The following is an 11,713-nucleotide window of genomic DNA, read 5'->3' as shown; positions in this document are numbered from 1 at the left end:
TATCGGAAGCCCCTCGGAAGCTCATGAAAAACATCGATATCGCCGGCCTCACCATCGGCAATGACCGTCCGCTGACCGTCATTGCCGGCCCCTGCCAGCTGGAAACCGCCGAACATGCCCGGATGATCGCCGGGTCAGTGAAGGAAGCCTGCGAGAGGGCCGGTGCGCAGTTCGTGTTCAAGGCCTCCTACGACAAGGCCAACCGCACCTCGCTTGCGGGCAAGCGCGGGCTCGGCATCGACGAAGGGCTGAAGGTGCTGGACACGATCCGGCGCGAATTCGATGTGCCGGTGCTGACCGATGTGCACACCGAAGAGCAATGCGCGGTGGCGGCGGAGGCCGTGGACATCCTGCAGATTCCAGCTTTCTTGTGCCGCCAGACCGACATGCTGCTGGCCGCAGGGCGTACCGGCAAGGCGGTGAACATCAAGAAGGGCCAGTTCCTGGCGCCCTGGGATATGGCCAATGTGGTCGCCAAGGTCGAAAGCACCGGCAACACCAATATCCTGCTGACCGAACGCGGCACCTCCTTTGGCTACAACACCCTGGTGGCCGACATGCGGGCGCTGCCTCAGATGGCGCAGAGCGGCTACCCGGTGGTGATGGATGCCACCCATTCGGTGCAGCAGCCCGGCGGCAAGGGCGGCTCCACCGGCGGGCAGCGCGAGTTCGCGCCGCTGATGGCGCGCGCGGCGGTGTCGCTCGGGATTGCCGCGGTCTTCATCGAGACCCACCAGGATCCGGACAATGCGCCCTCCGACGGGCCCAACATGATCTACCTCGACCAGATGCCGCAGCTGATCGAAAGCCTGATGCGCTTTGATGCGCTGGCCAAGGCCGACCCCATCCGTATTTGACCCAGCAAAGAGATTTCAGACATGACCAAACCGCAGCCTGAGGTGACCCCGAACACCTGGAGCTTCCTGCGCGATGCGATGATCAAGCCGACCGGCTTTCGCGAATATGATGCCCGTTGGAAATACCCGGAGGAGATCAACCTCCCCGGAATGACCGCGCTGGGGCTCGGGCTCGGCACCCAGATGCGCAAACGCGGGATCGAGCCGGTGATCGCGGTCGGCAACGACTACCGCGACTATTCGCTGGCGATCAAGAACGCGCTGATCCTGGGCCTGATGCAGGCGGGCATCCAGGTAAAGGACATCGGCCCGGCACTGTCGCCGATGGCCTATTTCGCCCAGTTCCACCTGGATGTGCCCGCGGTCGCCATGGTCACCGCCTCGCATAACCCGAACGGCTGGACTGGGGTGAAGATGGGCTTTGACCGCCCGCTGACTCACGGGCCGGATGAAATGGGCGAGCTGCGCGATATCGTGCTGAACGGCGAAGGCGAAGCGCGGCCCGGCGGCTCTTACGAATTCGTGGATGGCGTCAAGGAAGCCTATCTCGACGACCTCGTGGGCGATTTCAAGATGTCCCGCCCTCTGAAAGTGGTCTGCGCCACCGGCAACGGCACCGCCTCGGCTTTTGCGCCGGAGCTGTTCAAGCGCATGGGCGTCGAGGTGGTCGAGAGCCACAACCGGCTCGACTACACCTTCCCGCACTACAACCCCAATCCCGAAGCGATGGAAATGCTGCACGACATGTCGGCGAGCGTGAAAGCCTCCGGCGCCGACCTGGCGCTTGGCTTTGACGGCGACGGCGACCGCTGCGGCGTGGTGGACGACGAGGGCGAGGAGATCTTTGCCGACAAGGTGGGCGTGATCATGGCCCGCGATCTCTCCAAGCTGCACCCCGGCTCCACCTTCGTGGCGGATGTGAAGTCCACCGGCCTCTTCGCTTCCGACCCGGAGCTCAAGAAGAACGGCGTGAAGGCGGATTACTGGAAGACCGGCCACAGCCACATGAAGCGCCGGGTGAAGGAAATCGGCGCCCTCGCAGGGTTTGAGAAATCCGGGCACTACTTCCTCGCCGAGCCGGTGGGCCGCGGCTATGACTGCGGCATGCGGGTGGCGGTGGAGATCTGCAAGATGCTGGACCGCAACCCGGACATGAAGATGTCGGACATGCGCAAGGCCCTGCCGAAGACCTGGTCGACCCCGACCATGTCGCCCTATTGCGCCGACACCGAGAAATACGCCGTGCTGGAGCGCCTGGTGCAGAAGCTGGTGGCCAAACACGAAGCAGGCGAAACCCTCGCCGGCCGTGCCATCAAGGAGGTCGTCACCGTAAACGGCGCGCGGGTGATCCTGGACAACGGCTCCTGGGGTCTGGTGCGTGCGTCTTCCAACACACCGAACCTGGTGGTGGTCTGCGAGAGCTCGCAGAGCGAAGAAGAGATGCGGGCAATCTTTGCCGGTATCGACGCGGTGATCCGGACAGAGCCGCAGGTGGGCGACTACGACCAGACCATCTGATCCGCTCCTCATGAGGTTTTTCGCCTGCTCACGCAAGCGATCCGCGCCCGCCTTTGGCGGGCGCTTCATTTTTCCGGGAAGCGATACGGCGCCAGTGCCGCCCTTACATGCGCGCCATCCAGCGTGGGGCGGCAGCGGCCGCGCCAAGGATACGCTCGGCAGAACCCGGGGTCCTTTGCCTCCCTGCTATGGCTACGGGCTTGGAAGTGTCATGGCGGGAGTCAGTTTCCGCCCAGCAGACGCTTCAGCTGTTCCCGCGCCTCCTGCTCGATCCGTTCCTTCAGTATCTCATTCAGATCCTGCGCAGGGGGTGCGGCGGCGGCCGGGGGCTGATCGGGGGCCGCCAGCGGTGCTTCGGAAGGAGCGGGAACCGTGCGTGGCGGGAGCTCGAGGCCCAGTTCCTCCTTCAGCTTTTCGCGCAGTTTGTCCTTGGCCTTGTCCTTGAGAACGTCCTTCAGAGCATCGATCTCCGGCTCCGCCGCGCGGGAGAGGTCCGGGCGGATCTCCGGGTCCTCCCAGGAGCCAGTGACGCGGACCGGTATGGAGAACAGCCGTGCGCCGTCCCGCTCCAGCGCCGGGGTGAAGGTATAGTCGAGGGTTCGCGCGCCGAGACCCACCTGCCCCTCCCCGGCGATGGAGAGCTGCTTAAGCCGCATCAGGAGGTCCGAATTGCGCAGCACGCCCTCCCTGACCGTGAAGCTGGCGCCCAGGCTGTCGAAGACCGTGCTGCCGCCATTGCCGCGGCCGCTGCGCATCAGCTCCTCCAGATCGAAGCCGGTGAAGAAACCCCTGCCAGCCGATACCCGCCCCTTGCCGCTGAGCGAGTGCATGATCTCCGCCACCGACGCGCCGCTGCCCAGGAACTCCAGCTCGCCGTCCGCCAGGCTGTTGAGTTTTGCAAACCCGATCAACTCGCCCAGCGCGCGTTCCAGACGGATGCTGTCAAAGGCGAGGTCGCCGCCCACCGACAGGCCGCTGCGGTTGTTGAGCACGAGCTGGCCCTGCAGGCTGCCGCCGAAGGCCGCGGCCGGTTGCAATTGCAGCACCGCGCGGGAGCGCTCGTTGGTGAGGGTGAGGCGGCTCGCGCCAAGCGTCAGATCGCCGGTGTCGAGGCTTTCGAAGCTGAGATCGAGGGTGCCGTCTGCCAGCGCCAGGAACCCCGCATCGATCGGGGTCTCGGGCCAGCCCTGCGCCATCCCGGCGGCTGGGGCGGACGGTGCCGCACCCGGTTCCCCGCCCTGCCCGGTCAGATGGACGAGCAGGTCGGAGACATCCAGCTTGCCGCCGGTCAGCTGCGCGGTGATGCGCGGCACCGCGCCGGGCTGGACGTCGGCGGCGCCGGCCAGCCGGTTGCCCGCGACCTCGGATTGCAGGTCCCGCAGAGCCAGCCGCCCGCCGCTTTCCAGCGAAGCCTCTGCCGAGAGCGAAACCGGCAGGGAGACCCCCTCGGGCAGCTTGGCCGCCGGCACGCCAAGGGCGCGCAAAAAGGCAACCGAGTCCCGCGTGCCGGCCACCAGCCGACCCTGCGCGGCGCCGCCGGTGGCGGCGGTGCCGAAGAAGCGCAGGGTTCCGCCGGGCGCGGTCAGCGTTGCGTCGAGCGGCGCGGTTGCCCCGCCGAGGAAACGGGTAAATTCCTGTACTTCTGCCCGCACGCCAACCGGCGTTCCGGCCGGGCGCAGGGTGACGCGCAGGTCCGCCGCCTCCGCCCGGCTGGGCCAGCTGAGCGACAGGTCGATGTTCTCCACCGTGACCGGTTGTTCGCCGTGCGCGGCATAGCGCAGGGAGGCGCCGGTCAGCTCCATGTTCTTGATCAGCACCGGCCGGGCGGCGCTGCCTGCATCCGCGTCCGGCTCGGCGGCCCGCCCGGGGGAAGAGCCGAATTGCCAGTTGCCAGTGCCGTCCTCGCGGGTCTCCAGGTTCAGATGCGGCAGCACCGCCGAAAGGCCGGTGATCCGCACGTCGCCGCGCAGGAGCGCCGCGGGCTCCATCGCGATGGTCAGCCGCTCGGCCCGCAGGAAGGGCTCGGGCCCCGCCCACTCGGCATTCGAGAGGCTCACCGCATCGGCCTTAATGCCAAGGGCGGGCCAGAAGGACAGTTCAACATCTCCGCCGAAAGTCAGCTTGCGACCGGTCTGCGCCTCGAGCCGTGCGGCTGCCAGTTGCGCGATTCGCTCGCCCGGCAGCAAGAGCACCAGCCCGGCCAGAAGGGCCGCGGTCAGCAGCACCGCAACGATGACCCGGATTGTCAGCTTCATCAGCCCGCTCCTCTTTTCCTCCCCCTGTTCCCCGGGGAACTTCCCGCCAGCTTACCGGCTGGGAAAGCGGGTGCAATGCGCGATAGGCTTACGACTCCGCGGAATGCCGCCAGCAGCCTCCTGCAGAGCGCAAAGCGGCGTTGCGCGGCGTGAATCCTCCATTCCCAAACGCCCGGCGCCACGCTATATGCGCGCGCATGACCAGCAATCCGCCAGATCTCCGCCCCGACCTTGCCCCGAAACCGCAGCTCGGCGACGCGCCCCGTGCAGGCCAGCCCACGCTTGGCATGGTCTCACTCGGCTGTCCCAAGGCGCTGGTCGACAGCGAGCGCATTCTCACGCGGCTCCGGGCCGAGGGCTATGGCGTCTCCCCGGACTATGCGGGTGCCGATGCGGTGATCGTGAACACCTGTGGATTTCTGGATTCAGCCAAGGCTGAAAGCCTGGAGGCGATCGGCGAAGCGCTGAAGGAGAACGGCAAGGTGATCGTGACCGGCTGTCTCGGCGCCGAGCCGGATTACATCCGCGAGCATCACCCGCGCATCCTCGCCGTGACTGGCCCGCATCAGTACGAGCAGGTTCTGGACGCGGTGCATGCCGCGGTGCCGCCCGCGCCGAACCCCTTTGTGGACCTGCTGCCGGAGGCTGGAGTAAAGCTCACGCCGCGGCACTTCAGCTATCTGAAGATCTCCGAAGGCTGCAACCACAAGTGCAAGTTCTGCATCATCCCGGACATGCGCGGCAAGCTGGCCTCCCGCCCCGCCCACGCGGTGCTGCGCGAGGCAGAAAAGCTCGTGGATGCGGGCGTGCGCGAACTGCTGGTGATTTCGCAGGACACCTCCGCATATGGGTTGGACCGGAAGTACTCGACGCATCCCTGGAAGGACGCCGAGGTGCGCAGCCATATCCAGGACCTCTCCCGCGAGCTGGGCAGGCTGGCACCTGCGGATCAGCTGTGGGTGCGGCTGCACTATGTCTACCCCTATCCGCATGTGCGCGAGCTGATCCCGCTGATGGCGGACCCCGACAATGCGCTGCTGCCTTATCTGGACATCCCATTCCAGCACGCCCACCCGGATGTGCTGAAGCGCATGGCGCGCCCGGCGGCGGCGGCCAAGACGCTGGACGAGATCCGCGCGTGGCGCGAGACCTGCCCGGAAATCACCCTGCGCTCCACCTTCATCGTCGGCTACCCGGGCGAGACCGAGGCCGAGTTCCAGCACCTGCTCGATTGGATGGACGAGGCGCAGCTCGACCGGGTCGGCTGCTTCAAATACGAGAACGTCGATGGCGCGCGCTCCAACGATCTGCCGGACCATGTGCCGGAAGAGGTGAAGCAGGAGCGCTGGGAGCGGTTTATGGAGAAGGCGCAGGCGGTCTCCGAAGCCAAGCTGCAAGAAAAAGTCGGCCAGACCATGCAGGTCATCGTGGACGACATCGACGAGGACGGCATCGCCACCTGCCGCACCAAGGCCGACGCGCCGGAGATCGACGGCAACCTGTTCATCGACGAGAACACCGAAAGGCTCGAAGTTGGCCAGCTGGTGACGGTCGAGGTGGATGAGGCCGGGGAATACGATCTGTGGGGGCGCCTGCCGGGCTGACCGGTGCGCCCTTCCGGCGGAGCAGTTTAGCGGTTTAAATGGGCCCGCGCATTTGCGCGGGCATTTTGCCTTCCGCTCCTACCCCCGTGCCCCGATCCTGCTACCTTCTGTCTAACCCCTCCAAACAGGAAGCAGCCGGAAACATGAGCGCAGACGCAAAAATTGCCCAGAAAGCCCCCTACCCGGTCGAGGTCACCGCCGGGAAGACCTACTTCTGGTGCGCCTGCGGGAGGTCGAACCGGCAGCCGTTCTGTGATGGCTCGCACAAGGATAGCGGGCTGGAGCCGGTGAAATACAAGGCGGAAAAGGACGGCAAGGTGTTCTTCTGCGGCTGCAAGCAGACCGGTAACCGGCCGTTTTGCGACGGTACCCACGCCCGGCTTTGACCGGCCAGCCAGACGTGAGAGGCCGCACGGCTCAGGGCTTCAATCTTTCCAACAGCTCCGCGCTGGGGCAGAACGCCGGAACCGCTCCGTTTCCGCCCTGCCCGGACGACAGCCACAGCGCGCAACTGTTGCTGCAGCCTGCACCACGGCAGGAGGTGACCATCCGGGCATAGTCCAGGCCGTTCAGCCGCCCGTCCTTCAGCGCAGCGCCGAGGTCGACGCCTGCCGAGTCGGCCACCGCCTTCAGCAGCCAGAGGTGGCGGAAGATGCTGCCAAGCGGCGCACCGGTTTGGGCCGCGCCTGTCTGCGCGAGGTCCTTCAAAACCGCCCCCAGGCGAGCGCCACAGGCACGGTGACGCTGCGGTGGCCAAGGATCGCAATGGCACCGCCGAAAGCCAGTTCTATCGGGGCAAGCTGTTTCACACGGCGACGCGGTGCGTCCACGGACTGCATCGGCACTCTCCTCTCTATTGGGACGGCGGGTCAGCCCCGCATTTCGTTCAGGTAAGCCAGCAGATCTCGGTTGCGGCAGAAATCGGGCGCCTTGGCCCCGTTCCGGCGCGTCCTCTGATCCGCAGCGCCCGACAGCCATTTGCGGCATGCGCCTTCGGCGCCGCAGCGGCTGCACCGCAGCACGGCCTCAGCGATCTCGTCAAACGGCAGGCGGCCTGCAATGGCCTCCTCCTGCAGGTCGAGCCCCTGGGCGCAGGCCATCCGGTCGAACAGACCTGCATGCTTTTTGAGCTTGGACGATTCCATCAGCGCTATCCCCCATTTCTTTCATTTCCGCTGCACCTTAGACGAGCGCTGCGGGAGGGGATTTGACCCAGGTCAAAGTAAGCCGATTAATCACTCTGCCGGGCGAGGTGATCGAAATAGGCGCGGACCGCGTCCTGCACGCGGCGGAAACGGTCGCCGCCCAGTTTCTTGCCGCCATACCAGCGTGTTACGACAATGACGTGGTCTTTCAGCCCCTCGCGCTCCATCATGCGCAAGATGACCATGCCTGCGCCGCTCTCTCCGTCATCGGCCTTGAGCGCGCCCGTTGGCAGCATCGCAGCCCAGGTGTTATGGGTCGCCTTGGCGTAGGCCCGTTCGGTCTTGAGCTCTGCCAGAACCGCGTCCACATCCCCGCGCGAGGTGACCCGCGCGCCGGTCACGGCATAGCGCGAACCCCTGTCGCTTAGCACCACACCCAACCGGATCAGCGCCGGTGTCCCGCCGGGATTCGGGTTCGGGCTGACACCGGGCACTGCCGCCACGCTCAGTTCAGACCGTAGGCTTGGATCGTCTGATGCACCACCCGTACCCGGTCCGGGTTGGCCGGGTGAGTACCGAGGAAACGATCGCCAGGGTCCGGCAGCCGGTTGAAGAACAGCACGCCCACGCTGGGACGGAAACCCGCCTTGTGAGTGATGATGGTGCCCAGCTCATCCGCCTCCAGCTCGTACCCCTTTGAGTAGCGGCGTGCACCGACCGAAGCGCCGAGGTCGCGGGCTGTGGTAACCTGCGGCCCGCTGGCGCCTGCGATCGTGGCCAGCCCTGCGCCGACCACCGAACCGAGCACGGCGTTCTGCTGCTGCCTTGCCAAATGGCCGCGAATGTGGTGGGCGGCTTCATGCGACATCACGAAGGCCAGCTCATCGCGGTTGGCGATCTGGGCCAGCATGCGCTGGGTAAAGGTGATCACCGGCCGCCCGTTGCGGTCCAGGCTCTGGTAGGCGTTCGGCGCGGCATTCGGGTTCGGGTCGATGCGGATCAGAAAATCGCAGTTGAGCCCCTGAGTCCGGGCCCGGCATTCCCGCTCGCTCACCGGCTCCACCCGCTGCGCCACCGCGGCAAAGGCGGCGCGGGCCTCGCCCGGTGGCATCCCCTGCACCCGCGGCTGGGCCCCTGCGGGCACGGTTTGCGGTCCCGGCACCACCGCGACGTTGCAGGCGCTGACGGTAAAAGCAAGCAAACACATAAGACGGCTGAGACGGCGCATGGCGGATCCTCTTGACGTTTCGCGGCACAATACTGCGCTTGCGGCGGGAGGTTCAATCACCCTCCGGCGGAAGTCCGCCGCAGCACCAGTTATAGATGGAAACGGTTAGAACGCTTGCCAGTTCCCTGGCTGCGGTGGCAGGCTGGGGACATGTTTACCATCGAACATGAATTCGACTCGACGGTCATCACTCTGGTGGACGAAAACGGCCCGCCACTCGAGGAAGACGTGACCATTAACGCCTTTGCCGAATGCGTGACCGTGGAACAGTTCGATCCGCGCACCGGTACTGTGCAGAAGATCACCCTCTCGCACCTGCAGGTGCGTGATCTCGCCGCCGCGCTGGATCTGCCGGAAGGGGTCTACCGGCTGGTGGCGGACGACAAGGAGGCCGCCGGGGACGGGCCGGAATAGACAAACAGCGCGCCGATGCGCCGCGCCGCGGCTCCTGGTTGGAAGGCGCAGTGCGCATAGCTGCTGCCGGCAGGCGCGGGACCGTGGCATTGGACTTGGCGTTTTCCGGCGCCGCGGCTACGGCAGTCGTCCGCCCTTCCGGCATCCCGGTAATTACATCGCGGGCAGCCCTGCGTGGCGCGCACCGCAATCTCCACCCCCGGCACGCAGAGCCGCGAGAGGGTCCGGCACGTCTCTCGTACTCGCTCTTCTTCCCATGCCGCCTGGATGCCGCAGCCAAGCCGAAAAGGCCATGGACAGTGTGTCCTTTGCGGCTATCTTGCAGGCCGCAAAGGACCGAGCCCGCGGCCGCGCCCTACCGCCCTACCGCCGTGCCGCCAGCAAGGCCCCATACCAGCCGCCGCTGCGCTAAGGCCACGCAAAGGCCTCAGCAGCCGGGTGGCCCTTGAAAATTTCCTCCAGGGCGCCGACATTGGCAGCGCCCGATGTTAAAAGGCTTTACATATGCCCGCACGCAACGATGCAGCCCTCGACTTTCTGCTGACGCGCCGGTCGCGCCCGGCCAAGACTCTGGTCGCGCCCGCCCCCAGCCGCGAGGAGCTGCTGCCGATCCTGACCGCCGCCGCACGCACGCCCGATCACGGCAAGCTGGAGCCCTGGCGCTTCATCGTGGTGGAGAAGCCCGCGATGGCGCGGCTATCGCATCTCACTGCCGAGGCCGGCGCGCGGCTCGGCAAATCCCCCGAGGACATCGCTAAGGGCCGCAGCCAGTTCGACCTCGGGCAGCTTGCAGTAGTGGTCGTGGAGGTGCAGAAGGAAAGTCCCAAGGTGCCGCCGGTGGAACAGAGCTACTCGGCCGGTGCCGTCTGCCTGGGGCTGCTGAACGCAGCACACGCTGCAGGCTGGGGCGCCAACTGGCTCACCGGCTGGGCCAGCCACGATCCGGGCTTCTGCCGCGACGCCTTCGGGCTCCGCCCGCACGAGCGCATCGCCGGCATCATCCACATCGCCACCGAAGGCACCGCCCCGCCGGAGCGCCCCCGCCCCGACATCTCCGCCATCACCACATGGGTCAGCGAATGATTTTCGACGCCTTCTTCAAGACCCTGGGCCAGACCGGCGATCCCCGCTTCCGCCGCGTGCTGTTCCTGGGCCTCGCGCTCACAGTGGCGCTCCTGGTGGCGGCCTATGCCGCCTTCCTCGCGCTGATCCAGTGGCTGGTCGGCCCGGAAGCCACCCTGCCGCTTATTGGCGAGGTCACCTGGCTGGATGATCTGGTGTCGGCGGGCTCGCTCCTGGTGATGCTGCTCCTGTCGGTATTCCTGATGGTGCCGGTCGCCTCCGCGATCACCTCGATGTTCCTCGACCAGGTCGCCCAGGCGGTGGAGGACAAGCACTATCCCGCCCTGCCGCCCGCGAACAGCGTGCCGGTCTGGGACGCGGTGAAGGACACGGTGAACTTCCTCGGTGTGCTGATCGGCGCCAACATTCTGGCGCTGGTCTTCTATCTGATGTTCCCGCCCGCGGCCCCCTTTATCTTCTGGGGTCTGAACGGCTTTTTGCTGGGGCGGGAATATTTCACCGTCGCCGCCGCCCGCCGCATCGGCACGGTGGAAGCCAAGCGGATGCGCCGCCGCCACGCGGGCACTATTTGGGCAGCCGGCACGCTGATGGCGATGCCGCTGTCGATCCCGGTGCTGAATCTGCTGGTGCCGATCCTCGGTGCGGCCACCTTCACCCACATCTTTCACAGCCTCAACCGCCGCGGCTGAGTTCAGCGGAGCGCTCGCAAGGCCACCCCGCGCCGCGCGTCCGCGCGGCGCCAGGCCCAACGGGTGCGGCGGCATCTTTGATGCCTCCGGCGCCGGGCGGGAGAACTAGTTTTCTGCTAGTTTGATCGAATACCCGGATCACTCGGGATCGGGCATCATGTCCATCCAGTCGAAATCATTGACCGAAATCACGCCGGAGAGGATGATCCCGGCAATGACCGCCCAGAGCAGCGCCGCAACGCCTGTGGTGATCCAGGCCTTGCGCTTCAAGTGGTGTGTCTCCGGTGCGCCCGCGTGGGTGCCAGGCACGATCTCGCCCCGGTCGCCCTGCGTCTCCAGCCGGATCGGGATCACCACCAGGAAGGTGAGGAACCAGATCACCGCGTATAGAACCAGACCGGAAGTGATGCCCATGGCGCAGACCCCTTGCTGTTGCCCCGCCCCGGCCGGCGGGGCAGGACGCTTCTAGCCTCAAACCTGTTCGAGTTCCACCAGGCAGCCGTTGAAATCCTTCGGATGCAGGAACAGCACCGGTTTGCCGTGAGCGCCGATCTTGGGCTCGCCCGAGCCCAGCACCCGCGCGCCTTGCGCCTGCAGATGGTCGCGCGCGGCCAGGATGTCCTCCACTTCGTAGCAGACGTGGTGAATGCCGCCCGCGGGGTTCTTCTCCAGGAAGCCCGCGATCGGCGAGTTCTCCCCCAGCGGATAGAGCAGCTCGATCTTGGTATTGGGCAGCTCGATGAAGACCACCGTCACGCCATGATCCGGCTCGTCCTGCGGGGCGCCCACATTGGCGCCAAGTGCGTCGCGGTACTGGGCCGAGGCCGCCTCCAGGTCGGGCACGGCAATGGCAACGTGGTTCAGGCGTCCAATCATGACGGGGGCTCCTTTCACTGTCATTCCTCCCACGCTTATGCGCG

General features: G+C 66.2%; 15 protein-coding genes. 7 read left to right on the top strand and 8 right to left on the bottom strand.

Annotated features, from left to right (window positions below):
* Positions 1 to 23 precede the first annotated feature (23 nt).
* Positions 24 to 857 carry a 3-deoxy-8-phosphooctulonate synthase gene (kdsA, locus tag ACOHWE_RS10180; protein ID WP_420666128.1) on the top strand — a complete coding sequence of 278 codons (834 nt, stop codon included), beginning with the start codon at positions 24 to 26 and terminating at the stop codon, positions 855 to 857.
* 21 nt (positions 858 to 878) lie between these two features.
* Complete coding sequence (locus tag ACOHWE_RS10175; protein ID WP_420666127.1) at positions 879 to 2,375, top strand: phosphomannomutase/phosphoglucomutase; 1,497 nt, start codon at positions 879 to 881, stop codon at positions 2,373 to 2,375.
* 221 nt (positions 2,376 to 2,596) lie between these two features.
* On the opposite strand, the gene ACOHWE_RS10170 is transcribed toward ACOHWE_RS10175, so the two are convergent.
* Positions 2,597 to 4,630 carry an AsmA family protein gene (locus ACOHWE_RS10170; RefSeq protein ID WP_420666126.1) on the bottom strand — a complete coding sequence of 678 codons (2,034 nt, stop codon included), beginning with the start codon at positions 4,628 to 4,630 and terminating at the stop codon, positions 2,597 to 2,599.
* A gap of 197 nt (positions 4,631 to 4,827) precedes the next feature.
* On the opposite strand from ACOHWE_RS10170, the gene rimO reads away from it, so the two are divergent.
* The gene (gene rimO / locus ACOHWE_RS10165) at positions 4,828 to 6,234 is read left to right on the top strand and encodes a 30S ribosomal protein S12 methylthiotransferase RimO (RefSeq protein ID WP_420666125.1); all 1,407 of its coding nucleotides are present in this window, start codon (positions 4,828 to 4,830) and stop codon (positions 6,232 to 6,234) included.
* 143 nt (positions 6,235 to 6,377) lie between these two features.
* The gene (locus tag ACOHWE_RS10160; protein WP_420666123.1) at positions 6,378 to 6,620 is read left to right on the top strand and encodes a CDGSH iron-sulfur domain-containing protein; all 243 of its coding nucleotides are present in this window, start codon (positions 6,378 to 6,380) and stop codon (positions 6,618 to 6,620) included.
* 31 nt (positions 6,621 to 6,651) lie between these two features.
* Here ACOHWE_RS10160 and ACOHWE_RS10155 read toward each other — a convergent pair whose 3' ends face one another.
* From ACOHWE_RS10155 to ACOHWE_RS10135, 5 genes are all read right to left on the bottom strand, one after another.
* Positions 6,652 to 6,942: a DUF6455 family protein gene (locus ACOHWE_RS10155; RefSeq protein ID WP_420666122.1), complete on the bottom strand. Its 291-nt coding sequence runs from the start codon at positions 6,940 to 6,942 to the stop codon at positions 6,652 to 6,654.
* Positions 6,939 to 7,073 carry a hypothetical protein gene (locus tag ACOHWE_RS10150; protein ID WP_420666120.1) on the bottom strand — a complete coding sequence of 45 codons (135 nt, stop codon included), beginning with the start codon at positions 7,071 to 7,073 and terminating at the stop codon, positions 6,939 to 6,941. The genes ACOHWE_RS10155 and ACOHWE_RS10150 overlap by 4 nt, the downstream gene beginning before the upstream one ends.
* A 30-nt stretch (positions 7,074 to 7,103) precedes the next feature.
* Complete coding sequence (locus tag ACOHWE_RS10145) at positions 7,104 to 7,379, bottom strand: DUF6455 family protein (RefSeq protein WP_420666119.1); 276 nt, start codon at positions 7,377 to 7,379, stop codon at positions 7,104 to 7,106.
* An 86-nt stretch (positions 7,380 to 7,465) separates the two neighbouring features.
* Complete coding sequence (locus tag ACOHWE_RS10140) at positions 7,466 to 7,810, bottom strand: YigZ family protein (protein ID WP_420666446.1); 345 nt, start codon at positions 7,808 to 7,810, stop codon at positions 7,466 to 7,468.
* A gap of 74 nt (positions 7,811 to 7,884) precedes the next feature.
* A complete protein-coding gene (locus ACOHWE_RS10135; protein WP_420666118.1) occupies positions 7,885 to 8,607 on the bottom strand; it encodes a M48 family metalloprotease in 723 nt (240 codons plus the stop codon).
* Positions 8,608 to 8,757: 150 nt separating this feature from the next.
* Here ACOHWE_RS10135 and ACOHWE_RS10130 point away from each other — a divergent pair, with 150 nt between their 5' ends.
* From ACOHWE_RS10130 to ACOHWE_RS10120, 3 genes are all read left to right on the top strand, one after another.
* On the top strand, positions 8,758 to 9,021 hold the full coding sequence (locus ACOHWE_RS10130; protein ID WP_420666117.1) for a hypothetical protein: 264 nt from the start codon (positions 8,758 to 8,760) through the stop codon (positions 9,019 to 9,021).
* 504 nt (positions 9,022 to 9,525) lie between these two features.
* Entirely contained in the window at positions 9,526 to 10,104 is a 579-nt protein-coding gene (locus ACOHWE_RS10125; RefSeq protein ID WP_420666115.1) for a nitroreductase family protein, read from the top strand.
* Positions 10,101 to 10,793 (top strand): EI24 domain-containing protein, encoded by a 693-nt coding sequence (locus tag ACOHWE_RS10120; RefSeq protein WP_420666114.1) that lies wholly within the window; start codon positions 10,101 to 10,103, stop codon positions 10,791 to 10,793. The genes ACOHWE_RS10125 and ACOHWE_RS10120 overlap by 4 nt, the downstream gene beginning before the upstream one ends.
* Before the next feature lie 138 nt (positions 10,794 to 10,931).
* Here ACOHWE_RS10120 and ACOHWE_RS10115 read toward each other — a convergent pair whose 3' ends face one another.
* Together ACOHWE_RS10115 and mce are read right to left on the bottom strand one after the other, a co-directional pair.
* The gene (locus tag ACOHWE_RS10115) at positions 10,932 to 11,207 is read right to left on the bottom strand and encodes a DUF1467 family protein (RefSeq protein WP_420666112.1); all 276 of its coding nucleotides are present in this window, start codon (positions 11,205 to 11,207) and stop codon (positions 10,932 to 10,934) included.
* 57 nt (positions 11,208 to 11,264) lie between these two features.
* Positions 11,265 to 11,669, bottom strand: a complete 405-nt coding sequence (gene mce / locus ACOHWE_RS10110) for a methylmalonyl-CoA epimerase (RefSeq protein WP_420666111.1) — start codon at positions 11,667 to 11,669, stop codon at positions 11,265 to 11,267.
* Positions 11,670 to 11,713: the final 44 nt, after the last annotated feature.

It is taken from the genome of Cribrihabitans neustonicus (assembly GCF_048820895.1).
Lineage (GTDB): Bacteria > Pseudomonadota > Alphaproteobacteria > Rhodobacterales > Rhodobacteraceae > Cribrihabitans_A > Cribrihabitans_A neustonicus.
The sequence above is the reverse complement of the archived record's forward strand: the minus strand, read 5'-3'. Positions and strand labels throughout refer to the sequence as shown.